Raw genomic sequence first — 24,737 nt, forward strand, 5'->3', positions numbered from 1 at the left:
TTTCAACCTATTGACTTTTAATTTGAAATAGGGATTAACTTTTAGTACGTTACATAAATGTAAATAAACGGCAATTCACATTGCCGAAACCGTGCGGTATATCGCACAATAACCCCAGATTTCACAGCAAAGATCCTCACAATGAGCAAATCATTACAGAAACCCACGATTTTGAAAGTGGAAACCGTCGCCCAATCCCGGCTGTTTAAAGTCGAAAGCGTGGACCTTGAGTTCAGCAATGGCGTACGCCGCGTTTATGAACGTATGCGCCCGTCCACGCGTGAAGCGGTAATGATTGTGCCGATTGTGGACGACCACCTGATCCTCATCCGCGAATACGCCGTCGGGACCGAATCTTACGAACTGGGTTTTTCCAAGGGGTTAATCGATCCTGGCGAAAGCGTGTATGAAGCGGCGAATCGGGAGCTGAAAGAAGAGGTGGGGTTTGGCGCAAAAGATCTGACGTTTTTAAAGAAACTCAGCATGGCGCCGTCCTATTTCTCCAGCAAAATGAACATCGTGGTGGCGGAGGACTTATATCCTGAATCGCTGGAAGGTGATGAGCCTGAACCATTACCGCAGGTGCGCTGGCCGCTGGCGCATATGATGGACCTGCTGGAAGATCCTGATTTTCACGAAGCGCGTAATGTGAGTGCGCTGTTCCTCGTGCGCGAATGGCTGAAAGGACAAGGGCGGCTTTAATTTCTCTTCACGAATAATAAAAAAGGCGCCGAAGCGCCTTTTTTTGAACGGTCAGGGATCAGAACAGTTCGTGTGTCTCACCATTATCGATAATGGTCGTCCCCACCTCATGCACCGCCTGTTGCGTCGGCTGAGTGCCTTCAATGAAGTATTCTGCGCGGCTGTTGCCACCGCTTGCCAGTTGACCGGTGCTGCGATCGATATTGACCGTCACGATACCCGGCGGCGGCGTCAGCGGCTGCTCAGGCACGCCTTCCAGCACGGACTTCATATAGGCATCCCAGGCAGGCTGTGCGCTCTTTGCGCCGCCTTCGTAGCCGGAGATCTGGTCTTTGATCGCCCCAGAAGCCGTCGTGTGTCCGAGATTGCGGCGATGGTCATCAAACCCGATCCATACCGACGTCACCACGCCTGGCCCGTAGCCGGAGAACCATGCATCTTTAGAGCTGTTGGTGGTCCCGGTTTTCCCGCCGATATCATGGCGCTGTAAATCGCGACCTGCACGCCAACCGGTTCCCATCCAGCCCGGCTCACCAAAGATATTGGTATTCAGGGCGCTTTTAATCAGGAAGGCCAGCGGCGTGTTGATCACGTGTGGAGCGTACTCCTGCGTTCCGCTTTGCGCGACCAGCGCCTGGTTTGCCTGCTCAAGCTGAGGCATAGGCACGGAGGCATTCTGCTGTTCCTGCGAGACGGCGACATCTTCGACGTTACTGTTTTCCAGCACGTTAGATTTCTGGGTATCACCATAAATCACCGGAATATCGCATTCCGGACAGGCAATTTTCGGCTTCGCCTCGAAGATAACGCCGCCCATATCGCTTTCGATTTTACTGATGAAATACGGATCGACCAGGAAGCCGCCGTTAGACATCACTGCATAACCGCGCGCCACCTGCAACGGCGTGAACGAGGCAGAACCCAGTGCCAGCGACTCGGTGTGCACAATGTTCTGTGCCGGGAAGCCGAAACGTTGCAGATACTCTGCCGCGTAATCCACGCCCATCGCGCGCATGGCGCGTACCATCACCACGTTTTTCGACTGACCCAGCCCCTGACGTAAGCGGATAGGACCGGCGTATTGCGGTGGTGAGTTCTTCGGCTGCCAGTCGGAACCCGCGCCGGCATCCCAACGGGAGATTGGCACGTCGTTGAGCATGCTCGCCAGCGTCAGACCTTTATCCATCGCGGCGGTATACAGGAATGGTTTGATGTTGGAACCCACCTGGCGTAACGCCTGGGTTGCACGGTTAAACTTGCTCTGGTTGAAGTCAAAACCACCGACCAGCGCCAGCACCGCGCCGTTTTGCGGATTGATGGAGACCAGTGCGGAGTTGACGTCCGGTACTTGCGCCAGCCACCAGGAATCGCCAACCTGGCGTACCCAGATTTGCTGCCCGGTTTGCACCACATCAGTCACTTTGCGCGGCGTCGGGCCTTGCTGGGTATCCGAGCGGTAAGGACGCGCCCAGCGCATGCCATCCATCCGTAATGACACTGACGTACCATCCGCCAGCGCGGCAATGGCTTCCTGCGGATTGGCGCTGGTAACAACCGCCGGTAGCAGGGGGCCATAAGTCGGTAGCGCTTTCAGCGTATCGGTGATTTTCTTGCTGTCCCAACTGCTTTCGCCTACTTTCCATAGCACGTTCGACGGGCCGCGGTAACCGTGGCGCATGTCGTAATCCATTACGTTGTTACGTACTGCCTGCTGAGCAGCCTGCTGTACTTTGCGCGTAATGGTGGTGGTGATGCGATACCCGTCCTCATAGGCTTTCTCGCCATAACGGTTATACATCTCCTGGCGCACCATCTCAGAGAGATACGGCGCGGAGAAGGCGATTTCCGGCGCGTGGTAGTTGGCGTCAATGGCTTCGCCGCGCGCCTGATCGTACTGGGCCTGCGTGATGTAGTTTTCGCTCAACATACGCGACAGTACGACGTTACGTCGCGCGGTTGCCCTTTCCATCGAATAGAGGGGGTTGAAGGTTGACGGCGCTTTTGGCAGACCGGCAATCACCGCAATTTCACTTAAGCTGAGCTGATCAACCGTCTTACCGAAATAGACCTGCGCGGCAGCACCAACGCCATAAGCGCGATACCCCAGGTAAATCTTGTTCAGATACAGTTCGAGGATCTCATCTTTACTCAGCAGTTGTTCAATGCGGATTGCCAGGAACACTTCTTTGATCTTACGCATCAGCGTACGTTCCGGGCTCAGGAAGAAGTTTCTCGCCAACTGTTGGGTGATGGTGCTGGCCCCTTGCGATGCATGGCCGGAGAACAGCGCGACGCTGGCAGCACGGAAGATCCCCACCGGGTCTACCCCGTGGTGCTCATAAAAACGACTGTCTTCGGTAGCGATAAAGGCTTTAACCATTACCGGCGGCATCTGATCCAGGGTAACCGGGATTCGACGTTTCTCGCCATATTGTGCGATCAGCTCGCCATCAGCGCTGTAAACCTGCATCGGGATCTGTAAACGCACATCTTTGAGCGTCGCGACGTCAGGTAATTGCGGCTCAATATAGCGATAGAGGCCATAAATCGAGCCTGCTCCCAGCAGGATGCAACATACTGCAAGGATTAATAAATACTTTACGAACTTCACTGGAGATTTCCCATTTAGTGGCATTTGGGCAGTTTATAAACAAACGCGCGGTAGTATAAAGGCAAGCCAGACGCATTGATATACCCGTTAAAGCAACGGGTGATAAGGAGATCATCAGCAATGGCTTTCAATATCTGGAAAATTGGTCTGCATATTCAGCAACATGAAGCGCTGGCTGTCGCCGTAGTTCACGACGCATCCGGTTGGTTTCTCCAGCGCTGGTGGCGTATACCGCTGACGCCTCAGGTTATCGTCGATGGCCACATTCGCGAGCCTGAACAGCTTGTCGCAGCGCTACTGCCGTGGAGCCGGGAGCTTCCTCGCCGACACCATATTCATCTCTCTTTTCCTGCCAACAGGACGTTACAAAAAAAGTATCCTCGTCCGGAAATGATGCTGCGCGAGCCGGAGCAAGCCGCATGGTTATCCGGTTCGATGGCGCGTGAGCTGGATATGGCGCCGGATGCGCTGCATTTTGATTATAGCGAAGACACGTTAAGCCCGGCGTTTAACGTCACTGCCGCGCAAAGCAAAGAGGTTTCAGCGCTTCTGACGCTTATCCAAACGTTGAAGGTTCAGGTTACGGCGATTACGCCGGATGCCAGCGCGTTACAGCGATTTATACCTTACCTGCCAGAACATCATCAGTGTCTGGTATGGCGTGATGACACCCAGTGGCTATGGGCGACCCGTTCGGCATGGGGGCGTAAATCAACGGGCGATATTGGCTGTATCGACGAGCTTGCCGCGACATTATCGCTTTCCACGACAGCCATTGCGCTATGCGATCCCAGCGGCTTCGATCCTTTAAGCGTGGTGTCTGTACGCCAGCCGCCAATTCCAACGCAAAGCCATCGCTTCACCATTGCACTGGGACTCGCTATGGGAGGCACATGTTGATGATAGCGACCATCAATCTTCTGCCCTGGCGCCAGACGCGACGTCGCGCCTGCCTACGCTTCTGGAGTGTTTTATTTGGCGCTTCGCTACTGCTTAGTAGCGGCGTGTTGTTGCGCTATTACAGCGTTTTGAGCGTAGAAAATCAGGTCGAATTGTTGTTAGCGGATGCCGAAAAGACGCGGGCCGAGGCTTTAATGGCGCTAAAGCCGCGTGTGCAGCAGCGCCAGCAACGATGGCAACAGGTTCAAGCGCGGAACAAACAGCGTGAGCAGACCCGAAGCTGGCAGCGGGTTTTGCAAGGGCTGGCGGAATTACTGCCAGAGCAGGCGTGGTTAACAAAAATAACCTGGCAGCAGGATACGCTGGAACTGACGGGAAACACGCTGAGCTTTGCCGCGCTGAAGGTACTGGAAGCGCAATTACGCCAACTGCCGCTATTTAAATTGGGTAGCCCTGGCGAAACGCAGCAGGATGCGCAGGGACGCTGGCAATTCCACTATCGACTGATGCGGAGTGGTGCGCATGAAAACGCTTTGTGATAGCTGGTTAGCGCAGTCGCCGCGCTTTCGGCTCATCTGCTACTGCGGCTGGATGCTGGGACTGCTCATCGTCGTCATGTTATACCTCAGCTCCACCGCGCAGAAACGGGTTATGCAACAAGAGGCGCTAAACCAGCAACGAGCGGCCACTCAGGCACAATGGCGAAATTTATATCTGCTGGCGGCATCGCCAGAAGAGCTTGAAGAGACGCTGATTCCGTTCTCCCCACTGCTGTTTCAGACTCCTCTTGCACATCTTATCCACTGGCAACCCTCCGCACAGGGCGGAGAAATGACGCTGAAGCCAGGCTGGGATGTCATCCCGCCGATGTTTGACCAATTAGCGGAGCAAGGGATGAACGTCAGCCGGTTTTCTCTTTACGCAGAAGGTGCGGAGCTGCTGTTAACACTACAACTGGAGCGCCTGAATGATGGTTGAACGCTGGCTGTTGGCGTGCGTAAGCGTACTGATACTCACCGGTATGCGTAATCCCTTCCTGCCGCCGGAGGACCGTTGCCAAATTGCTGAGCTGTCGGCATGGCGCTATCAGGGAATATTGAGCCAGGGCGCGCGACCCATTGGCATTGTTCAGGATAGCCAGAAAAAATGGCAGCGGGTTGAGCGAAATGATGTCCTGAAAAACGGTTGGACGGTTACGCAGATAACGGCCCAGAGCGTAACCCTCGACACAGGGAAAAACTGCGAGCCGTCGCAGTGGCAGTGGCAACGACAAGGAGCGATAAATGAAGCGATGGATGGCATGGATAGTACTCGTACTGGTGGTCGGGATTCAGAGCGTACTGGCGGCGAAATCACAAAACGTGACGCTGGTGGTCGATGATGTGCCGGTTGTGCAGGTATTGCAGGCGCTGGCCGAACAGGAAAAGAAAAACCTGGTAGTTTCACCGGATGTCAGCGGTGTGCTGTCACTGCATTTGACGGATGTGTCCTGGAAGCAGGCATTGCAAACGGTGGTGAAAAGCGCCGGGCTGGTATTACGCCAGGAAGGCAACATTCTGCATGTGCATTCTGTTCAATGGCAGAGTGAAAATGCGGCTCGTCAGGACAATGAGCAGGCACGGCTTCAGGCCAGCATGCCGTTGGAACATCGCAGTATCATTTTGCAATATGCTGATGCCTCCGAGCTGGCAAAAGCCGGAGAAAAGCTGCTCAGCGCTAAAGGAAGCATGACGGTGGATAAACGCACCAACCGCTTACTGCTGCGTGATAATAGCGTTGCGCTTAACGCACTGGAAACGTGGGTGGCGCAAATGGATCTGCCGGTTGCACAAGTCGAACTGGCGGCGCATATCGTGACGATTAATGAAAAAAGCTTGCGTGAGCTGGGGGTGAAGTGGTCGCTGGCTGACGCACAGCAATCGGGGGCGGTGGGGAACGTCACAACGCTTGCCAGCGATCTTTCTGTATCCACAGCCACATCCCGTGTGGGATTTAACATTGGCCGTATTAACGGTCGTTTACTCGAGCTGGAGCTGTCTGCGCTGGAGCAAAAACAGCAGTTGGACATCATCGCCAGTCCACGCTTACTGGCTTCTCACCTGCAACCTGCCAGTATTAAGCAGGGTAGTGAGATCCCTTATCAGGTCTCCAGCGGTGAAAGCGGCGCGACATCCGTCGAGTTCAAGGAAGCTGTATTAGGGATGGAAGTCACGCCCACCGTATTGCAGAAAGGACGAATCAGACTAAAACTGCATATCAGCCAGAATGTTCCCGGGCAGGTGCTACAGCAGGCGGATGGCGAAGTTCTGGCTATTGATAAGCAGGAGATTGAAACTCAGGTCGAGGTAAAAAGCGGCGAGACGATTGCGCTGGGCGGGATTTTTTCACATAAGAATAAATCCGCAGCCGACAGCGTGCCGCTGTTAGGCGACATCCCCTGGCTTGGCTCTCTCTTTCGTCATGATGGTAAAGAAGACGAACGGCGTGAATTAGTGGTTTTTATTACGCCCAGACTGGTTTCAACGCAATAACTTATGCATGAAAAGCCGTTGTTTTTGCACTGAACACGTTTCAGAGATTTGACGTGCGGGTGTATTTAGCATACAAGGAGTACCGATTTGAGTGTCGGTACTTTTCTTTACTTATGCGGCAGTAAATACGCTTTGCCTTTCTGGTGGTGTGTCATAGGCTTATTTGGTGTCATTTGGCTGCGCAATACGTCGCCAGGTCTGATGTTTGCAGGGTAGCATGCCTGCCACGACCAGAAATGCGTAAGGTTTGGTGATTTATTCAGTTGCCAAACCCGCTTGAGTATTGAGATAATTTTCAGTCTGACTCTCGCAATATCTTATGAGGTTTCAGTTCATGTCCTGCTGCGCTGAGTGTCTGCGAAGCGGGTTTACCATTAACGAATAGTCTTAGTAGTACCGAAAAAATGGCAGAGAAACGCAATATCTTTCTGGTTGGGCCTATGGGTGCCGGAAAAAGCACTATTGGGCGCCAGTTAGCTCAACAACTCAATATGGAATTTTACGATTCTGATCAAGAGATTGAGAAACGAACCGGAGCTGATGTGGGCTGGGTCTTCGATGTAGAAGGTGAAGACGGCTTCCGTGATCGCGAAGAAAAAGTCATCAACGAGTTGACGGAAAAACAGGGTATTGTGCTGGCAACTGGCGGTGGCTCTGTTAAATCACGTGAAACACGTAACCGTCTTTCCGCGCGTGGCGTCGTGGTCTATCTTGAAACGACAATTGAAAAACAACTTGCGCGAACTCAACGTGACAAGAAACGCCCGCTGCTGCAGGTAGAATCGCCGCCTCGTGAAGTTCTGGAAGCGTTGGCTGACGAACGCAATCCTCTGTACGAAGAGATTGCTGACGTGACCATTCGCACCGACGATCAGAGCGCAAAAGTCGTAGCAAACCAGATTATTCATATGTTGGAAAGCAACTAATTCTGGCTGAATACACACTCGTCTGCGGGTACAAGTAACTAAGGTGGATGTCGCGTAATGGAGAGGATCACAGTCACTCTCGGGGAACGTAGTTACCCTATCACCATCGCGGCTGGTTTGTTTAATGAGCCAGCTTCATTCTTACCGCTGAAATCGGGCGATCAGGTTATGTTGGTGACCAACGAAACCCTGGCTCCCCTTTATCTCGATAAGGTTCGCGGCGTACTTGAACAGGCGGGTGTTAACGTTGATAGCGTTATCCTTCCCGATGGCGAGCAGTATAAAAGCCTGACGGTTCTGGATACGGTTTTCACTGCGTTACTGCAAAAACCGCACGGTCGTGATACCACGTTAGTCGCACTTGGCGGCGGTGTGATAGGCGATCTGACCGGTTTTGCGGCAGCCAGCTATCAGCGTGGTGTTCGTTTTATTCAAGTCCCGACAACCCTGTTGTCGCAGGTCGACTCCTCCGTTGGCGGCAAAACCGCCGTAAACCATCCCCTCGGTAAAAACATGATTGGCGCGTTTTACCAACCGGCGTCCGTGGTGGTGGATCTCGATTGTCTGAAAACGCTTCCTGCGCGTGAGCTGGCATCGGGGCTGGCGGAAGTGATCAAATACGGCATCATCCTTGACGGTGAATTTTTCAGTTGGCTGGAAGAAAATCTGGATGCGTTATTGCGTCTGGATGGTCCGGCGATGGCGTACTGTATTCGTCGTTGTTGTGAGCTGAAAGCAGAAGTTGTCGCAGCGGACGAGCGTGAAATGGGCTTACGTGCTTTACTGAATCTGGGACACACGTTTGGCCATGCGATCGAAGCTGAAATGGGTTATGGCAATTGGTTACATGGTGAAGCCGTTGCAGCAGGTATGGTAATGGCTGCTCGTACGTCAGAACGTCTTGGACAGTTTACCTCCGCTGATACGCAGCGCATCATTACGCTGCTGCAGCGAGCGGGCTTGCCGGTCAATGGACCGCGTGAAATGTCCAGCGAGGCTTATCTGCCGCACATGCTGCGAGATAAAAAAGTGTTAGCGGGAGAGATTCGTTTAGTGCTTCCGCGGGCTATAGGGAAGAGTGAAGTGCGCGGCGGAGTGTCGCACGAGGTGGTTCTTAACGCTATTGCTGATTGCCAGCCGGCGTAACAACAAGAAAGGTCTGGCTTGCGTTGCGAAACGTAGGTCTTTTAGCTTCAGGTTATGTGCAAAGTCGTAAGCATTAACCTTTGAGTGGGGTGTTAAATGGATGAATTCAAACCAGAAGACGAGCTGAAACCCGATCCCAGCGATCGTCGTACTGGTCGTTCTCGTCAATCGTCTGAACGCGATAATGAGCCGCAAATCAATTTTGATGATGTTGATCTGGATGCTGACGATCGCCGTCCTGCGCGCGCACGTAAAGAGCGTGAAGAAGAACGGGACATTGAAGAAGAGTATGAATCTGAGGACGATGACGTGGATGAAGAGCGTGTAGAACGCCGTCCGCGCAAGCGTAAGAAACCCGCCAGCAAGCCTGCCTCTCGTCAGTATATGATGATGGGTGTCGGTGTTTTGGTGTTGTTGCTGCTGATCATCGGTATCGGTTCTGCGCTGAAAGCCCCCTCATCATCTCCCAGTGAGCAGGCTGGATCTGGCGAGAAGAGCATTGATCTTTCTGGCAACAACGCGACGGATCAGGCGAGCACGACTACGCCTGCAGCAGGCGCTGAGCAGACCGCTGGCAATACCCAGCAGGATGTTTCCCTACCGCAGATTTCCTCTACCCCAACTCAAGGTCAGACACCTGCGGCAACTGAAGGCCAGCAGCGTGTTGAAGTGCAGGGCGATCTGAACAACGCTCTGACGCAACCGCAAGGCCAGGAGCAGGTTAACAATGTAGTGGTTAACTCTACGCTGCCGACCGAACCTGCGACCGTTGCGCCAGTTCGTAATGGTAATGCTGTGCGCCAGACTGCGAAAACGGAAACGGCTGAACGCCCTGCTGCGACACACCAGGAACGTAAACAGGCTGTTATTGAGCCGAAGAGCAAACCGCAAACTACGGTGAAAGCGACGCAGACAGAGCCGAAACCTGTTGCTCAGGCAAAACCAACTGCAACTGCGCCGACGACCACAACCAAAGCACCTGTGGTTACCGCTACACCGAAGGCGACCGTTGAGCCGAAAGCAACCGCGACTACAACGCCTGCGCCAACTGCGACGGCAACAACGTCAACGCCTGTTGCTGGTGGAGCGAAAAGTGCAGGAAATGTCGGAGCGTTAAAATCTGCGCCGTCCAGCCATTACACGCTGCAGCTCAGCAGTTCTTCTAACTACGACAACCTTAACGGTTGGGCGAAGAAAGAAAACCTGAAGAACTACGTGGTGTATCAGACGACGCGTAACGGTCAACCGTGGTATGTTCTGGTAACAGGCGTGTATGCGTCTAAAGAAGATGCGAAACGTGCAGTGTCTACGCTCCCCGCCGATATTCAGGCGAAAAATCCGTGGGCAAAACCGCTGCACCAGGTTCAGGCCGATTTGAAGTAAGATAGGATATGTTCTGCAATGGTTTGCTGTTTCGCCCAATTGCGGGACAAAGACTAAAGCGCAGGATGCTGTCGGAGCTTTCTCCACAGCCGGAGAAGGTGTAATTAGTTAGTCAGCATGAAAAAAAATCGCGCTTTTTTGAAATGGGCAGGGGGAAAATACCCCCTGCTTGATGATATCAAACGGCATTTACCTCAGGGTGAATGCCTGATTGAACCTTTCGTGGGTGCCGGGTCGGTGTTTCTCAACACCGACTTTTCTCGTTATATTCTTGCCGATATCAACAGCGACCTCATCAGTCTCTATAACATCGTGAAGACACGTACCGATGAGTATGTGCAGGCTTCACGTGAGCTGTTTATGCCTGAAACTAATCAGGCTGAGGTGTACTATCGGTTCAGAGAAGAATTTAATGCCAGTCAGGATCCGTTCCGCCGTGCAGTGCTGTTCTTGTATCTGAACCGCTTTGGTTACAACGGATTGTGCCGTTATAACCTGCGCGGCGAGTTTAATGTACCGTTTGGTCGTTATAAAAAACCTTACTTCCCGGAAGCCGAGTTGTACCATTTTGCTGAAAAAGCGCAGAATGCGGAGTTCCATTGTCTCTCCTATGAAGAGTGCATGGACCGTGCGGATAGCAACTCTGTGGTCTATTGTGACCCGCCTTATGCACCGCTTTCGGCGACGGCAAATTTCACCGCGTATCATACCAACAGCTTTAGCCCAAAAGAGCAGGCGCATCTGGCCGAGATGGCAGAAAAGCTGGTCAGTAAGCAGATCCCGGTGTTAATTTCGAACCATGACACGCCCGATACCCGCGAATGGTACCGATCGGCGAAACATTTTCAGGTCAAAGTGCGGCGCAGCATTAGCAGCAATGGCGGCACGCGTAAAAAGGTGAACGAACTGCTGGCACTGTATAAACCAGGAGTTGTAACGCCTGCGAAGAAATAATTCTCAAGGAGAAGCGGATGAAACAGTATTTGATCGCCCCCTCAATTCTGTCGGCTGATTTTGCCCGCCTGGGTGAGGACACCGCGAGAGCGCTGACTGCCGGTGCCGATGTCGTACACTTCGATGTCATGGACAATCACTACGTACCGAATCTGACCATCGGCCCGATGGTACTGAAATCGCTGCGTAAATATGGAATTACCGCTCCGATTGACGTTCATCTGATGGTGAAACCGGTCGATCGTATTGTCCCGGACTTCGCCGCCGCCGGCGCGAGCATCATTACTTTTCACCCGGAAGCCTCCGAGCATGTCGATCGCACTTTACAGCTGATCAAAGAGCATGGCTGTAAAGCGGGCCTGGTGTTTAACCCGGCAACACCGCTGAGCTATCTGGACTACGTCATGGATAAGCTCGATGTGATCCTGCTGATGTCCGTAAACCCAGGCTTTGGCGGGCAGTCCTTTATCCCACAAACGCTGGATAAGCTGCGCGAAGTGCGTCGTCGTATTGATGAATCTGGCTACGATATCCGCCTCGAAGTGGACGGCGGCGTCAAGGTGAACAACATTGGTGAAATCGCGGCGGCGGGTGCAGATATGTTTGTCGCAGGCTCTGCTATTTTCGACCAACCAGACTACAAAAAAGTCATTGATGAAATGCGCAATGAACTGGCGAAGGTAAGTCATGGATAAGTTTCAGGATATTCGGGGCGTTGCCTTTGACCTCGACGGTACGCTGGTCGACAGCGCGCCGGGATTAACCGCAGCGGTGGATATGGCGCTGTATGCGCTGGAACTGCCGATTGCCGGTGAAGAACGCGTTATCACCTGGATTGGCAACGGTGCAGATGTACTGATGGAGCGCGCGCTGGCGTGGTCGCGTCAGGAGCGCGCCACACTACGTAAGACAATGGGTAAACCGCCCGTTGATGATGATATCCCTGCCGAAGAACAGGTGCGTATTTTGCGTAAGCTGTTCGACAGATACTACGGCGATGTCGCAGAAGAGGGGACATTCCTGTTCCCTGATGTTGCCGACACGCTGGGCGCGATGCATGCGAAAGGATTGCCGCTGGGTCTGGTGACCAACAAACCGACCCCGTTTGTCGCGCCATTGCTTGAGGCGTTAGATATCGCCAAATACTTTAGCGTGGTCATCGGTGGTGACGACGTGCAGAATAAAAAACCGCATCCGGATCCGCTACTGCTGGTAGCAAGCAAGCTTGGCATCAAGCCTGAGCAATTGCTCTTCGTAGGGGATTCACGTAATGATATTCAGGCGGCAAAAGCTGCTGGCTGTCCGTCCGTTGGTCTGACTTATGGCTACAACTACGGCGAGTCGATCGCGCTGAGCCAACCCGACGTTATTTACGACCGTATTAATGAACTACTGCCCGTTCTCGGGCTTCCGCATAGCGAAAATCAGGAATCAAAAAATGACTAAGCCCATCGTTTTTAGTGGCGCACAGCCCTCAGGTGAATTGACCATTGGCAACTATATGGGTGCGCTGCGTCAGTGGGTGAGCATGCAGGATGACTACCATTGCATCTACTGCATCGTTGACCAACATGCCATCACCGTTCGTCAGGATGCTCAGCAACTGCGTAAAGCAACGCTCGATACGCTGGCGCTGTATCTGGCATGCGGTATCGATCCTGAAAAAAGCACCATTTTCGTCCAGTCTCATGTACCGGAACACGCACAGTTAGGTTGGGCGCTGAACTGCTACACCTATTTCGGCGAGCTGAGCCGTATGACCCAGTTCAAAGACAAATCCGCACGCTATGCGGAGAACATCAACGCCGGTCTGTTTGATTATCCGGTGCTGATGGCGGCAGACATCCTGCTGTATCAGACCAACCAGGTACCGGTTGGCGAAGATCAGAAACAGCATCTGGAACTAAGCCGCGATATCGCCCAGCGCTTCAACGCCCTGTATGGCGACATCTTCAAAGTGCCTGAGCCGTTCATTCCTAAATCCGGTGCGCGCGTGATGTCGCTACTGGAGCCGACGAAGAAAATGTCCAAGTCGGATGACAACCGCAACAACGTGATCGGCCTGCTGGAAGATCCGAAATCCGTGGTTAAGAAAATCAAACGTGCGATGACCGACTCCGAAGAGCCGCCTGTTGTACGCTACGACGTGCAGAATAAAGCGGGTGTTTCCAACCTGCTGGATATCCTCTCTGCCGTTACCGGCCAGAGCATTCCGGAGCTGGAACAACACTTTGAAGGCAAGATGTATGGTCATCTGAAAGGTGAAGTCGCAGAGGCCGTTTCCGGCATGCTGACCGAGCTTCAGGAGCGTTATCACCGTTTCCGTAACGATGAAGCTTTCCTGCAGCAGGTGATGAAAGATGGCGCTGAAAAAGCCAGCGCACGCGCGTCTGTTACGCTGAAAGCGGTTTACGAAGCGATTGGTTTTGTCGCCAAGCCGTAATGCGCTCTGCGTTGCTGAAGAAACCGGGTTCTACCCGGTTTTTTTTCGCCTGTTCGCTGGCGAATCTCAAAAAAATATGAAGCGCCTCGCCGTTTGCATATTTCCTTATATCAATCAATTTAATGAAGATATAAATATTCAATTTACTGAGAATATAAAATGCGTCGGATATTTATCAAGAGAGAGGAGGGACGGACAACCCTGGCCCGCTACCTGCTCGGCGAGAAGTGCGGTAGCGTGTGAATGAGTATCTAACCTATAAATATAAAAACCGGGGGTTTCCCGGTTTTTTTGTATCTGCGCAATCGCTTCTGTTACAGATCTGCAGCCGGGCCACAGCCACCAATAATTTTAGAAATAGAAATTGCCGGATGCAGGAAGTAATCGTAGGTGCAGTTATCTTTTTTGTTATCAACATGACCAGTACACGCGGTCAGCGTAGCCAGAACACCAGCAACGATAGTGATTTTTGCAAATTTCAGCATGTTAAAATCCTTGTAAGATATCTATTTTTAAATGGATGAAATCCATTTCTCGGCGGTTAAGATATCAACTAAAATAAACTTAAAGTAGTCCGGATTAGGACATAACAAGTTTTATATAAAATATGCTTTCAATGAATTTAAATGTTTTAAAAATACATTTAATTAATGATTAACGGTTGGGCTACTGAGGCGAGTATATAGCGTATATCGGTTATTTATTTCTATAGGAAGATAAATAAATGCCCTGAATACGAACTGTCCGACTTTATGGGGGCAGTCCAATATCAGGGCATTTTTCAGCGTTCAATTAATGGTTCGAGAACCAGTTCAGCTTATCGCGTAGTCCAACCACGCGGCCGACGATAATCAGCGCTGGGCTTTCAACCTGCTGCGCCAGTTCGCCGAGTTGCGAAAGCACCCCGTTAACAACGCGTTGCTTCACGGAGGTACCGTTTTCTACCAGCGCGACAGACATATCGGGTTGCATGCCGAATTCGATCAGTTTTTCCTGGATAGTCGCCGCCTGATTGAGGCCCATGTAGAACACCAGCGTCTGTTTCTCTGCCGCCAGGTTTTCCCAGTCCAGCTCGCCGCCGGTTTTCAGGTGCCCGGTGACCAGACGTACACTCTGGGCGTAATCTCGATGGGTCAGTGGAATGCCGGAATAGGCGGAACAACCGGATGCTGCGGTAATACCTGGCACAACGGAGAATGGAATACCGGCATGGCACAGGGTTTCCAGCTCTTCGCCACCACGGCCAAAGATGAACGGGTCGCCACCTTTCAGGCGCACGACGCGTTTGCCCTGTTGCGCTTCACGCAGCAGGATCTGGTTAATTTCTTCCTGCGGTACACAGTGGTAGCCCGCGCGTTTACCGACGAACACCCGGTCGGCATCGCGGCGTACAAGGTTCATGATGTCGTCGGATACCAGACGGTCATAAACCACGACATCCGCTTGCTGGATCTGCTGTAGACCTTTCAGCGTCAGCAGCCCGGCATCGCCAGGACCGGCGCCAACCAGCACTACTTCGCCTCGATGGTCCAACGGTTCGCTGAGCAACTGCTCGGTGGTTTCCTCGACTGCTTTCTGGTCACTGTTCGCCAGCGATTGCGCCAGGCGGTCATTCACGAACAATTTTTCCCAGAAGCGGCGACGTTCACCCATGCTGGCAAACTGTTCTTTCACTCGGGCGCGTAACTTGCCTGCATATTGCGCGACCTGGCCCAGATGCTGAGGCAGCACAGATTCAAGTCTTTCACGTAGCAGACGGGCAAGCACTGGCGATGTACCGCCGGAGGAGACCGCCACCATCAGCGGCGAGCGGTCGATAATGGAGGGCATGATAAAACTGGCTGCTTTTGGCGCATCGACCACGTTGCAGAAAATACGACGTGATTCTGCGGCGGTGCTGACGCTTTGGTTGACGGCATCGTCATCGGTGGCGGCAATAGCCAGCCAGCAGGTGTCGAGCAGGGACTCGTCGAACGGTCCCTCAACCAGCGTCAGCATGCCTTCATCTGCCCATACGGTGAACTGCGGAATAAACGCCAGCGCATTAACCGTTATACGGGCGCCCGCTTCCAGCAGTAACCGCGCTTTGCGTTCTGCGACATCACCACCGCCGACGATCAAGCAGTCGCGGTCACGTAGTTGACAAAATATAGGCAAATGATCCACGACATTACCCCTTAATTATTGGCAGTAGCCTCTGGCTGGTTGATTTTTGCCGGAGCAGGACGCTCCGATTTTGGCGTAGCATACCAATAACCCAATCCCATGAATACGACACCGGACAAAGTATTACCGAGTGTCACCCACAACAGGTTATGACCAATTCCTGACAGGGTATAAGCTTCGCTGTGGTGGCCGAACCAGGAGAGGGCAAACAGCGTCATGTTGGCAACCGAGTGCTCGTAACCGGAAGCGATAAACGCCAGCAGACACCACCAGATAGCGAGGAATTTTGCTGCGCCCTCGGTACGAATTGCCATCCAGATAGCCAGACAAACCAACCAGTTACACAGTGCGCCTTTAAAGAACAGCACCGTTGCTGGCGCGGTAGTTTTCGCCAACGCCACCGAATGGACGATGCTGGTATCGACCGGCAGCAGGCTACCGCCGCCCCAACTATAAAGCAGAGCGACAAACACGGATCCGACCAGATTACCCAGCCAGGTTTGCGGCAGAATAGCCCACATCTGACCGTGACTGATGGTGCCCGCTTTGACGCCGAGCGTCAGGAACATGGTGTGACCGGTAAACAGTTCCGAACCGGCAATAATGACCAGCGTTAAAGCGATACCAAAGGTTGCACCCATTACCAGAGGACGAACGGACGGGTCGAGCAGATTACCGAGGGTGAAAATAAGAATGATGCCGAGACCGACGTAGGCCCCCGCCATTGCCGAACTGACCCAGAATCCGAGCGGGTTATTAGCCGACAGGCGTGCGATGCGCGCAGCGTTAGCCGCACACTTATTGATAGTGTCTGTGAACATGTGTTGATTATCCTTGAAGTACAAACAATAAAAAGAAATCGTAACCGTAGGCCTGATAGCGCTACGCTTATCAGGTCTACAAATAAAAGACCTACAAATACGTCAAAAAAGGGGAGGCGTTGCGCCTCCCAAAAAGTTATTAACCGCGCAGTTGCACCATGCCGTCTTTCACTCGGGCTTCGTAATGTTTCACGGAGAACTGTTCGTCTTCCATGCACAGACCGTCGCTTAAGCGAAAGCGCTGTTTTTTCAGCGGGCTGGCGACCCACAATTCGCCCTGATGTTCAGCAATCAGCCCACGAGAAAGCACGCTGGATTCAAAGAATGGGTCGATGTTGCTGATCGCAAACACCTGGTCGCTGTGATACGGGCGGAAAATCGCAACTTGCTCGCTACCTAACAGGGCGCAGACGCCTGTTGCAGGCAGAATGTCATCGATTTTGCAGATGTTTTTCCACTGGCTCATGCGTTTTCCTCCACCAGAGTCACCGGGATACGCTCATAGGGCGTGGCCGGACGATGTTGTTCACGTTCAGGCACAACCTGGACATTCGGATCGCGTTGATCGCTGTTGATAAAGTGTTTGAAGCGAACCTGTGCGGATGGGGTGTTAACTGTCTCTGTCCACTCGCAGACCACCGCTTCACGCAGACGGGCCATCTCTTCTTCCAGGTGCTGGTTCAGCCCCAGTTTGTCGTCGATGATGACCGATTTCAGATATTCGATACCGCCTTCCAGATTGTCTAACCATGGTGCGGTTCGGGTCAGTTTGTCGGCGGTACGGATGTAGAACATCATGAAACGATCAAGGTATTTGAGCAGCGTTTCGCGGTCGATATCCGCTGCCAGCAGGTCTGCATGACGAGGTTTCATCCCGCCGTTACCGCAAACGTACAAGTTCCAGCCTTTCTCAGTGGCGATGATACCCACGTCTTTGCCCTGAGCTTCCGCACATTCACGGGTACAGCCGGAGACGCCGAATTTCATTTTGTGCGGGGTACGAATGCCCTTGTAGCGGTTTTCCAGCTCCACGCCGAATCCGACGCTATCGCCGACGCCATAACGGCACCAGGTACTGCCTACGCAGGTTTTCGCCATACGCAGGGCTTTGGCGTATGCGTGACCGGTTTCAAAGCCCGCTTCAATCAGCTGACGCCAGATTTCCGGCAGGTCATCTTTTTGCGCGCCGAACAGGCCGATACGCTGAGAACCGGTGATTTTGGTATACAGGTTAAATTCACGCGCGATACGGCCCACGGCCACCAGGCCTTCAGGAGTTATTTCTCCGCCCGCGGAGCGCGGGATCACGGAGTAGGTACCGTCTTTCTGGATGTTCGCCAGGAAGTTGTCGTTAGTGTCCTGCAGCGGCGTGTGCTGTGGTTTGAGGATGTACTCATTCCAGCAGGAGGCCAACAGGGAACCTACGGTTGGTTTACACACTTCACAGCCGTAGCCTTTCCCGTGTTTTGCCAGCAGCTCTTCGAAGGTTTTAATTCCTTCTACACGGATCAGATGGAACAATTCCTGACGCGAGTACGGGAAGTGTTCACACAGGTTGTTGTTGACTTCGATCCCCTGTTTCGCCAGTTCAGCGTTCAGGACCTGCGTTACCAACGGGATACACCCGCCGCAGCCGGTACCAGCTTTGGTTTCAGCTTTCAGCGCCGCAACGGTGTGGCAGCCTTTGTTAATAGCGGCGATCAGCATGCCTTTGGTGACGTCGAAGCAGGAGCAAATCTGCGCGCTGTCCGGCAGTTTATCGACACCGATAGACGGCTTACCGCTGCCCGCGTGAGCTGGCAGAATCAGTGAGTCTGGGTTTTCCGGCAGTTCGATGGCGTTCAGCACCAGCTGCAGCAGGTTGCCGTAATCGCTGGTGTCACCGACTAAAACTGCCCCGAGCAGGGTTTTGTTATCTTCGCTAACGATGAGGCGTTTGTAGACTTCTTTGCTTTCGTCGAGATAGACGTAGCTACGGGCGCCCGGCGTGCGCGCATGCGCGTCGCCAATCCCGCCGACGTCAACACCAAGCAGCTTCAGCTTGGCGCTCAGATCCGCGCCTTCAAAGGCGTTTTCGGTTTCGAGAATATGGTCAACGGCAACCTGCGCCATTTTGTAGCCTGGAGCGACCAGGCCATACACGCGGTTGTTCCAACTGGCGCATTCGCCGATGGCATAGATGTCCGGATCAGAAGTCTGGCAAGTATCGTTAATCACAATACCACCGCGCGGCGCAACGTCGAGGCCGCATTGGGTGGCCAGTTTGTCGCGTGGGCGAATACCGGTAGAAAAGACGATGAAATCGACTTCCAGTTCGCTACCGTCGGCAAAACGCATGGTTTTGCGCGCTTCGGTGCCTTCCTGGACGATCTCTTTAGTGTTTTTGCTGGTGTGGACACGCACGCCCATGCTTTCAATTTTGCGACGTAACTGCTCGCCACCCATGTGATCCAGCTGTTCGGCCATCAGCATCGGGGCAAATTCAATCACGTGGGTTTCAACGCCGAGGCTTTTCAGCGCACCGGCGGCTTCCAGACCCAGCAGGCCACCGCCGACGACGGCACCACGTTTGCTACGGCGCGCGCAAGACTCAATGGCGTTGAGGTCTTCGATGGTGCGGTAAACGAAGCAGTCTTGGGTTTCCGAACCTTTAATCGGTGGGATCCACGGATAAGAGCCTGTCGCCATGATCAGCTTATCGTAATAGACCGTACGACCCGCGCTGGAGTGGATCACCTTCTCCTGGCGGTTGATGGTGATTGCGCGCTCGCCCACTAACACCTTAACGCCATGCTTCTCGTAGAATCCTTCACGCACCAGAGAAAGTTCTTCGGCGGTGTGGTGGGAGAAGTAGGACGACAGGTGGACACGGTCGTACGCTTTGCGGGGTTCTTCACAGAAGACGGTAATATCAAAATTGGCAGCGTCGGATTTATCAAGAAGATCCTCAATAAAGCGATGGCCGACCATACCATTACCGATAATAGCGAGTCTGACTTTGCTCATTTTTGCCTCGATTTCTTTTCTATTACTGCCTACCTTAACGATTCAGCAACCCCGCTTATTGATGCAAATCAAATTCGCCTTTATATACTCCTTAAGAGGTATATGGCTGATTTAACTGCATTTTTATAAGTTACGGAATTAACAGGCTTTTCGTGTTTGTATAAATAGCGTACAAATTAAGGGGTTTTTGTAAGAATTGGCCTACAGCACCAGAGAAAGAAGAGGGCGCGGGAATAGGCCGGAGGGCGTCTGCGCCTTATCCGGCCTACGAACAGCTTGTCTTGTAGGCCGGATAAGATGCGTTAGCATCGCCATCCGGCACTCAGATTAATGCGTTGCGGGTGCGTTATGCTGGCGATGACGCGTGACGAACCCAAGAATAAAGCACATCACGAATACGACCGCATACAAGCCGTTAGCCGTCTGCAATGCCGCCAGCGGACCGCTGTGCGCCACGATAGGGCCAGTGACCACGAAGGTGAGCATAGTACCGATGGTGCCACAGGTCAGAACGAAGTTAACCAGTTTAGGTGATGCGACCTTCGTCTGCTGGGAGCCGAGGGTAATGATGGTGGTATAAATCGCGCTGGAGAAGAAGCCCAACGTCAGAATGAACCACGGCATATGCTCCGGCGTACCGGTGATAAACAGATACATCAGGACGGTGGCCACCCCCGCCAGTACGGTCAGGATGCGCTGCAAATCGAAGAAACGCAGGATAAAGCTAAATGCCCACATGCCAACCATGTAAGACATCCAGAAGTCGCTGACCAGTTTACCTGCGTCGTTCAGGCTCATGCCCAGACTTTTGGCGTATTCCGGTACCCAGGAGATAAAGCCCAACTGACCGAGGATGTAGCACAGCGCGGCGATCGCCAGGAACAGCACGCCAATGCCCCATTTTTCTTTTACCACAGGCGCGTCCGGTTGCTGTGCGTGTTTACCCAGCGCCGGGAATTCGCAGCCGAAGGTCAGCAGGAAAATGGCGACGTATACCAGGCCGATGCAGGCATAAACCCAATACCATTCGATGCTGCGCGCTAACAGGAATGCTGCCACCATCGGGAAAATCATGCCGGCCATGCTGAAGAAGGAGTCAGTAAACAGCAGGCGGGAACCGCGCTGGCGACCTTCGTACATCTGAGTCACCAGGAACGTACCAATCGACATGGTAATACCGCTCACCAGACCCAGTACAAACATGGCGGCTGAGAACAAGGCCAGGCTATGGCTGAGCATCAGTCCGGCGACCGCCAGAACCATCAGGATAAAGCCAAAGCGCAACTGGGTTTTCAGTGGCACAATTTCCATCAGCCATGCATTCAGAAAAATAGAGATCAGAATGCCGGCATTCAGAAAGGTGAAGGTGTTACTCATACTGGAAACGGGCAAATGGAAGTAATCTGCGATGTTTCCCATCACCATCCCGGTGACAATTACCAACGCGCCTGTCAGGGCGTAGGAGAGAAAGCTAATCCATGTGAGCTTGATGCGATTGCTGTTAGTCATGACTGGCCTGTATAGAAGTGTTAGGTGCATTGACTGCACCGTGAGCGGGCAGATTTTAGGCGCTTTAGTGATGCATTTAAATGTTTATTGGTAATTACTTGCTTCGTTACATTTTTTTATGTGATCTAGATCGCATTGAATCTTGAGGCTATAAGGTTACATTTGTTTCAAGTACGTAAAATTAAGTAAAGGGATGGCCTTGTTCTTGAAGGCTCTTTAGAATCAATTCACTTGCTTCATTTCTGCTCTTGTTAAGGAATTCTCATGCTCAAATCGACTCTGGCGGCTGTTGCAGCTGTTCTCGCTCTTTCTGCTCTCTCTCCCGCAGCACTGGCAGCAAAAGGTGACCCGCATGTCCTGCTGACAACCTCTGCCGGTAACATTGAGCTGGAGCTGAACAGTCAGAAAGCCCCGGTTTCAGTGCAAAACTTTGTCGATTATGTCAACAGCGGTTTCTATAACAACACCACGTTCCACCGCGTGATCCCTGGCTTCATGGTGCAGGGCGGCGGTTTTACCGAGCAGATGCAGCAGAAGAAACCTAACCCGCCAATCAAGAATGAAGCCGATAACGGACTACGTAATACCCGCGGCACGATTGCCATGGCGCGTACAGCAGATAAAGACAGCGCGACCAGCCAGTTCTTTATCAACATTGCAGACAATGCGTTCCTCGATCACGGCCAGCGCGACTTTGGGTACGCGGTCTTCGGTAAAGTTGTGAAAGGTATGGATGTCGCGGATAAGATCTCTCAGGTGCAGACCCATGATGTTGGTCCTTACCAGAATGTCCCGTCAAAACCGATTGTTATCCTGTCTGCCAAAGTCCTGCCATAAACGTCTTTTGCGCGGGCAGTTCCTGTCCGCGTTCTTTCCCTTCTCTGCGTAACCTGAAATTGCCGCTTATACTTGTGGCAAGTGTCGGCTCATTCAGGGAGGTCACGTGAAAAAACTCACCGATAAACAAAAGTCCAGACTCTGGGAACAACGGCGAAATGCCAATTTCCAGGCCAGTCGGCGGCTGGAAGGCGTGGATATTCCACGGGTGACTCTGAGCACGGAAGACGCCCTGGCGCGTCTTGAAGAGTTGAGGGGGCACTATGAGCGATAAATTCGGTGATGGACGCGATCCCTATTTGTATCCGGGCCTGAATGTCATGCGTAACCGTCTGGGGATTCATCAGGCACAGCGCCTGGCGCAGGCGGCGTATGAACTGACGGCGCTGCGTGCGGCCACTATCGAATTAGGCCCGCTTAAACGGGGCTTGCCGCATCTGTGCGCCATTCATCGCCAACTGTATCGGGATATTTTTGACTGGGCGGGACATCTGCGAGAAGTGGATATTTACCAGGGCGAGACCCGCTTTTGTCATTTCGCTTATATCGAGAAAGAGGGCAATGCGCTGATGCAGGACCTGGAAGACGAGTCCTGGTTGGTGGGGTTACCGGAAGATAAGTTTGTGGATCGTCTTGCGCACTATTATTGCGAAATCAACGTGCTGCATCCGTTTCGTATTGGCAGCGGTCTGGCGCAGCGAATTTTTTTCGAACAGTTAGCGATTCATGCCGGGTATATATTGAGCTGGGATGACATTCCGGTTGAGGAGTGGAACCTGGCTAATCAGAGTGGGGCGATGGGTGACCTGTCTGCGCTTCGGGCGATATTTCGTAAAGTGGTAAGCGAAGCCCCGGAAACTGAGTAGAATAGCGCGGTTCTTATGTACCGGAGCCGCCATGATCCTGCTTATCGATAACTATGATTCTTTTACCTGGAACCTGTACCAATACTTCTGCGAACTGGGCGCTGATGTCCTTGTCAGGCGCAACGACGAACTGACGCTGGCGCAAATCGACGCGCTAAGCCCGCAAAAAATCGTAATATCCCCAGGCCCCTGCACGCCGGATGACGCTGGGATCTCATTGGATGTTATTCGTCATTTCGCGGGCAAGACGCCCCTGCTGGGTGTTTGTCTGGGACATCAGGCTATGGCGCAGGCCTTTGGCGCGACAGTGGTTCGGGCAGCTAAAGTGATGCACGGTAAAACCTCGCCAATTACGCATAACGGGCAGGGTGTTTTTCAGGGGCTCGCCAACCCATTAACGGTGACGCGCTACCATTCTCTGGTGGTTGCCCCCGCGACGCTTCCTGACTGCTTTGAGGTGACGGCCTGGAGTGAAACGCAGGAGATTATGGGCATTCGTCACCGCGAGTGGGATATGGAAGGGGTGCAGTTTCACCCGGAGAGTATTCTCAGCGAGCAGGGGCATCAACTGCTGGCTAATTTCCTCAACCGGTGATTTGTGGTTGCTATTCAGTGATTTTTTATTCATATTTTGTGATTATAATTTCACTAACATTTCTGCTTAACAGGGTGGCAATGACATGGCAACTGAACAAACTGCAATTACGCGCGCGACATTCGATGAAGTGATTCTGCCGATTTATGCACCGGCTGAGTTTATCCCGGTAAAAGGAAAAGGGAGTCGAGTCTGGGATCAACAGGGCAAAGAGTATGTTGATTTCGCGGGCGGCATTGCAGTTACTGCACTAGGGCATTGCCATCCGGCCCTGGTGGAGGCGTTAAAAACCCAGGGTGAAACCCTGTGGCATACCAGCAACGTTTTCACCAACGAACCGGCGTTGCGCCTGGGCCGTAAAATCATTGATGCGACCTTCGCCGAGCGCGTGCTGTTCATGAATTCGGGTACCGAAGCTAACGAAACCGCCTTTAAGCTGGCGCGCCACTATGCCTGCGTGCGCCATAGCCCGTTCAAAACCAAAATCATTGCCTTCCACAATGCGTTTCACGGTCGTTCGCTGTTTACCGTGTCCGTCGGCGGGCAGCCAAAATACTCTGACGGTTTTGGACCAAAACCAGCGGATATCATCCATGTACCGTTTAACGATCTGCATGCGGTCAAAGCGGTGATGGACGATCACACCTGTGCGGTGGTGGTTGAGCCTATTCAGGGGGAAGGTGGCGTCACCGCGGCAACGCCGGAATTCCTGCAAGGTTTGCGTGAACTTTGCGACCAACACCAGGCGCTATTGGTATTGGATGAAGTGCAGAGCGGGATGGGCCGTACCGGCGATCTGTTTGCCTATATGCACTACGGCGTGACGCCGGATATCCTCACCAGCGCGAAGGCCCTCGGCGGCGGCTTCCCGGTGAGCGCGGTGCTGACCACCCAAGAGATTGCCTCCGCATTTCATGTGGGTTCGCACGGTTCCACTTATGGTGGCAATCCGCTGGCCTGCGCAGTTGCGGGGGCCGCGTTTGATATCATCAACACGCCGGAAGTGTTAGAAGGTATTCAGGCTAAACGTCAGGCGTTTGTCCAACATTTGCACAAGATTGATCAACAGTTCGACATTTTCAGCGAGATTCGCGGGATGGGGCTGCTGATTGGCGCCGAGCTGAAGCCGCAGTTTAAAGGCCGGGCGCGCGATTTCCTGTATGCCGCCGCGCACGAAGGGGTGATGGTACTCAACGCCGGACCGGACGTGATGCGTTTCGCGCCGTCGCTGGTAGTTGAGCAGGCGGATATCGATGAAGGGATGCAGCGTTTCGCACAAGCGGTAGCGAAAGTCGTTGCCTGATTACCTGTTGCCGGATAAGCACAGCGCATCCGGCAGTC

The 24,737-nt window shown here is 52.9% G+C and carries 25 protein-coding genes and 1 pseudogene; 19 read left to right on the top strand and 7 right to left on the bottom strand.

The genetic code is table 11. The annotated features are described in order from the left end of the window. Positions 1–141 precede the first annotated feature (141 nt). A complete protein-coding gene (gene nudE, locus N0B36_RS18655) occupies positions 142–702 on the top strand; it encodes an ADP compounds hydrolase NudE (protein ID WP_016157636.1) in 561 nt (186 codons plus the stop codon). Between the two features lie 58 nt (positions 703–760). On the opposite strand, the gene mrcA is transcribed toward nudE, so the two are convergent. After that, a complete protein-coding gene (gene mrcA, locus N0B36_RS18660) occupies positions 761–3,313 on the bottom strand; it encodes a peptidoglycan glycosyltransferase/peptidoglycan DD-transpeptidase MrcA (protein ID WP_181220928.1) in 2,553 nt (850 codons plus the stop codon). 120 nt (positions 3,314–3,433) lie between these two features. Here mrcA and N0B36_RS18665 point away from each other — a divergent pair, with 120 nt between their 5' ends. From N0B36_RS18665 to N0B36_RS24475, 13 genes and pseudogenes are all read left to right on the top strand, one after another. Next, positions 3,434–4,213, top strand: coding sequence for a DNA utilization protein HofM (locus N0B36_RS18665; protein ID WP_103766939.1), 780 nt, complete (start codon positions 3,434–3,436; stop codon positions 4,211–4,213). Beyond that, entirely contained in the window at positions 4,213–4,752 is a 540-nt protein-coding gene (locus N0B36_RS18670) for a PilN domain-containing protein (protein WP_200046860.1), read from the top strand. Before N0B36_RS18665 ends, N0B36_RS18670 begins: the two co-directional genes overlap by 1 nt. Then, positions 4,736–5,191, top strand: coding sequence for a hypothetical protein (locus N0B36_RS18675; protein WP_259688802.1), 456 nt, complete (start codon positions 4,736–4,738; stop codon positions 5,189–5,191). Before N0B36_RS18670 ends, N0B36_RS18675 begins: the two co-directional genes overlap by 17 nt. After that, positions 5,181–5,594: a HofP DNA utilization family protein gene (locus N0B36_RS18680; protein ID WP_016154790.1), complete on the top strand. Its 414-nt coding sequence runs from the start codon at positions 5,181–5,183 to the stop codon at positions 5,592–5,594. The genes N0B36_RS18675 and N0B36_RS18680 overlap by 11 nt, the downstream gene beginning before the upstream one ends. Next, a complete protein-coding gene (gene hofQ / locus N0B36_RS18685; protein ID WP_200102697.1) occupies positions 5,497–6,744 on the top strand; it encodes a DNA uptake porin HofQ in 1,248 nt (415 codons plus the stop codon). Before N0B36_RS18680 ends, hofQ begins: the two co-directional genes overlap by 98 nt. A 404-nt stretch (positions 6,745–7,148) precedes the next feature. Then, positions 7,149–7,670: a shikimate kinase AroK gene (aroK, locus tag N0B36_RS18690; RefSeq protein ID WP_003023552.1), complete on the top strand. Its 522-nt coding sequence runs from the start codon at positions 7,149–7,151 to the stop codon at positions 7,668–7,670. A gap of 57 nt (positions 7,671–7,727) precedes the next feature. Next, a complete protein-coding gene (gene aroB, locus N0B36_RS18695; RefSeq protein WP_047358161.1) occupies positions 7,728–8,816 on the top strand; it encodes a 3-dehydroquinate synthase in 1,089 nt (362 codons plus the stop codon). A 96-nt stretch (positions 8,817–8,912) separates the two neighbouring features. After that, the gene (damX, locus tag N0B36_RS18700; RefSeq protein ID WP_259688803.1) at positions 8,913–10,199 is read left to right on the top strand and encodes a cell division protein DamX; all 1,287 of its coding nucleotides are present in this window, start codon (positions 8,913–8,915) and stop codon (positions 10,197–10,199) included. Between the two features lie 117 nt (positions 10,200–10,316). Continuing rightward, on the top strand, positions 10,317–11,153 hold the full coding sequence (dam, locus tag N0B36_RS18705; RefSeq protein WP_016154786.1) for an adenine-specific DNA-methyltransferase: 837 nt from the start codon (positions 10,317–10,319) through the stop codon (positions 11,151–11,153). A gap of 17 nt (positions 11,154–11,170) precedes the next feature. Next, positions 11,171–11,848, top strand: a complete 678-nt coding sequence (rpe, locus tag N0B36_RS18710) for a ribulose-phosphate 3-epimerase (protein ID WP_003023561.1) — start codon at positions 11,171–11,173, stop codon at positions 11,846–11,848. Then, positions 11,841–12,599, top strand: a complete 759-nt coding sequence (gene gph, locus N0B36_RS18715; RefSeq protein ID WP_016154785.1) for a phosphoglycolate phosphatase — start codon at positions 11,841–11,843, stop codon at positions 12,597–12,599. Before rpe ends, gph begins: the two co-directional genes overlap by 8 nt. Further along, on the top strand, positions 12,592–13,596 hold the full coding sequence (trpS, locus tag N0B36_RS18720) for a tryptophan--tRNA ligase (RefSeq protein WP_016154784.1): 1,005 nt from the start codon (positions 12,592–12,594) through the stop codon (positions 13,594–13,596). Before gph ends, trpS begins: the two co-directional genes overlap by 8 nt. Before the next feature lie 159 nt (positions 13,597–13,755). Further along, a pseudogene (locus tag N0B36_RS24475) lies at positions 13,756–13,833 on the top strand (hypothetical protein); the annotation flags it as partial. A gap of 77 nt (positions 13,834–13,910) precedes the next feature. Here N0B36_RS24475 and N0B36_RS18725 read toward each other — a convergent pair. From N0B36_RS18725 to tsgA, 6 genes are all read right to left on the bottom strand, one after another. Then, complete coding sequence (locus N0B36_RS18725) at positions 13,911–14,081, bottom strand: YhfL family protein (protein ID WP_016154783.1); 171 nt, start codon at positions 14,079–14,081, stop codon at positions 13,911–13,913. Positions 14,082–14,388: 307 nt separating this feature from the next. Further along, positions 14,389–15,762 (bottom strand): siroheme synthase CysG, encoded by a 1,374-nt coding sequence (gene cysG, locus N0B36_RS18730; RefSeq protein ID WP_016157628.1) that lies wholly within the window; start codon positions 15,760–15,762, stop codon positions 14,389–14,391. Positions 15,763–15,773: 11 nt separating this feature from the next. Continuing rightward, complete coding sequence (gene nirC / locus N0B36_RS18735) at positions 15,774–16,583, bottom strand: nitrite transporter NirC (RefSeq protein ID WP_047501468.1); 810 nt, start codon at positions 16,581–16,583, stop codon at positions 15,774–15,776. Between the two features lie 139 nt (positions 16,584–16,722). After that, positions 16,723–17,049: a nitrite reductase small subunit NirD gene (gene nirD / locus N0B36_RS18740; protein ID WP_047501470.1), complete on the bottom strand. Its 327-nt coding sequence runs from the start codon at positions 17,047–17,049 to the stop codon at positions 16,723–16,725. Continuing rightward, on the bottom strand, positions 17,046–19,589 hold the full coding sequence (gene nirB / locus N0B36_RS18745; RefSeq protein ID WP_016154779.1) for an NADPH-nitrite reductase large subunit: 2,544 nt from the start codon (positions 19,587–19,589) through the stop codon (positions 17,046–17,048). Before nirB ends, nirD begins: the two co-directional genes overlap by 4 nt. 327 nt (positions 19,590–19,916) lie before the next feature. Continuing rightward, on the bottom strand, positions 19,917–21,098 hold the full coding sequence (gene tsgA / locus N0B36_RS18750) for an MFS transporter TsgA (RefSeq protein ID WP_016154778.1): 1,182 nt from the start codon (positions 21,096–21,098) through the stop codon (positions 19,917–19,919). A 264-nt stretch (positions 21,099–21,362) separates the two neighbouring features. Between tsgA and ppiA the strand changes: the two genes are divergently transcribed. The 5 genes from ppiA (at position 21,363) to N0B36_RS18775 (ending at position 24,699) form a co-directional block, all read left to right on the top strand. Then, the gene (gene ppiA, locus N0B36_RS18755) at positions 21,363–21,935 is read left to right on the top strand and encodes a peptidylprolyl isomerase A (RefSeq protein ID WP_003023595.1); all 573 of its coding nucleotides are present in this window, start codon (positions 21,363–21,365) and stop codon (positions 21,933–21,935) included. A gap of 106 nt (positions 21,936–22,041) precedes the next feature. Next, positions 22,042–22,209: a YhfG family protein gene (locus N0B36_RS18760; protein WP_016157626.1), complete on the top strand. Its 168-nt coding sequence runs from the start codon at positions 22,042–22,044 to the stop codon at positions 22,207–22,209. After that, entirely contained in the window at positions 22,199–22,801 is a 603-nt protein-coding gene (locus tag N0B36_RS18765; protein WP_016157625.1) for a putative adenosine monophosphate-protein transferase Fic, read from the top strand. Before N0B36_RS18760 ends, N0B36_RS18765 begins: the two co-directional genes overlap by 11 nt. Before the next feature lie 31 nt (positions 22,802–22,832). Continuing rightward, positions 22,833–23,396 (top strand): aminodeoxychorismate synthase component 2, encoded by a 564-nt coding sequence (gene pabA, locus N0B36_RS18770; RefSeq protein WP_016154776.1) that lies wholly within the window; start codon positions 22,833–22,835, stop codon positions 23,394–23,396. Between the two features lie 85 nt (positions 23,397–23,481). Continuing rightward, entirely contained in the window at positions 23,482–24,699 is a 1,218-nt protein-coding gene (locus N0B36_RS18775) for an aspartate aminotransferase family protein (protein WP_016157624.1), read from the top strand. The last annotated feature ends 38 nt before the right edge of the window (positions 24,700–24,737 follow it).

The sequence above is a fragment of the Citrobacter sp. XY323 genome (assembly GCF_025106035.1).
Classification (GTDB): Bacteria; Pseudomonadota; Gammaproteobacteria; order Enterobacterales; family Enterobacteriaceae; genus Citrobacter; species Citrobacter braakii.

Bases quoted from the DNA above. Each gene is read 5' to 3' on its own strand.
- damX (WP_259688803.1), top strand. From the start codon at position 8,913: ATGGATGAATTCAAACCAGAAGACGAGCTGAAACCCGATCCCAGCGAT.
- ppiA (WP_003023595.1), top strand. From the start codon at position 21,363: ATGCTCAAATCGACTCTGGCGGCTGTTGCAGCTGTTCTCGCTCTTTCT.
- nirB (WP_016154779.1), bottom strand. From the start codon at position 19,589: ATGAGCAAAGTCAGACTCGCTATTATCGGTAATGGTATGGTCGGCCAT.
- N0B36_RS18765 (WP_016157625.1), top strand. From the start codon at position 22,199: ATGAGCGATAAATTCGGTGATGGACGCGATCCCTATTTGTATCCGGGC.
- N0B36_RS18670 (WP_200046860.1), top strand. From the start codon at position 4,213: ATGATAGCGACCATCAATCTTCTGCCCTGGCGCCAGACGCGACGTCGC.
- nudE (WP_016157636.1), top strand. From the start codon at position 142: ATGAGCAAATCATTACAGAAACCCACGATTTTGAAAGTGGAAACCGTC.
- N0B36_RS18665 (WP_103766939.1), top strand. From the start codon at position 3,434: ATGGCTTTCAATATCTGGAAAATTGGTCTGCATATTCAGCAACATGAA.
- aroK (WP_003023552.1), top strand. From the start codon at position 7,149: ATGGCAGAGAAACGCAATATCTTTCTGGTTGGGCCTATGGGTGCCGGA.
- pabA (WP_016154776.1), top strand. From the start codon at position 22,833: ATGATCCTGCTTATCGATAACTATGATTCTTTTACCTGGAACCTGTAC.
- rpe (WP_003023561.1), top strand. From the start codon at position 11,171: ATGAAACAGTATTTGATCGCCCCCTCAATTCTGTCGGCTGATTTTGCC.
- trpS (WP_016154784.1), top strand. From the start codon at position 12,592: ATGACTAAGCCCATCGTTTTTAGTGGCGCACAGCCCTCAGGTGAATTG.
- hofQ (WP_200102697.1), top strand. From the start codon at position 5,497: ATGAAGCGATGGATGGCATGGATAGTACTCGTACTGGTGGTCGGGATT.
- nirC (WP_047501468.1), bottom strand. From the start codon at position 16,583: ATGTTCACAGACACTATCAATAAGTGTGCGGCTAACGCTGCGCGCATC.
- N0B36_RS18725 (WP_016154783.1), bottom strand. From the start codon at position 14,081: ATGCTGAAATTTGCAAAAATCACTATCGTTGCTGGTGTTCTGGCTACG.
- aroB (WP_047358161.1), top strand. From the start codon at position 7,728: ATGGAGAGGATCACAGTCACTCTCGGGGAACGTAGTTACCCTATCACC.
- nirD (WP_047501470.1), bottom strand. From the start codon at position 17,049: ATGAGCCAGTGGAAAAACATCTGCAAAATCGATGACATTCTGCCTGCA.
- dam (WP_016154786.1), top strand. From the start codon at position 10,317: ATGAAAAAAAATCGCGCTTTTTTGAAATGGGCAGGGGGAAAATACCCC.
- gph (WP_016154785.1), top strand. From the start codon at position 11,841: ATGGATAAGTTTCAGGATATTCGGGGCGTTGCCTTTGACCTCGACGGT.
- N0B36_RS18675 (WP_259688802.1), top strand. From the start codon at position 4,736: ATGAAAACGCTTTGTGATAGCTGGTTAGCGCAGTCGCCGCGCTTTCGG.
- N0B36_RS18680 (WP_016154790.1), top strand. From the start codon at position 5,181: ATGATGGTTGAACGCTGGCTGTTGGCGTGCGTAAGCGTACTGATACTC.
- N0B36_RS18775 (WP_016157624.1), top strand. From the start codon at position 23,482: ATGGCAACTGAACAAACTGCAATTACGCGCGCGACATTCGATGAAGTG.
- tsgA (WP_016154778.1), bottom strand. From the start codon at position 21,098: ATGACTAACAGCAATCGCATCAAGCTCACATGGATTAGCTTTCTCTCC.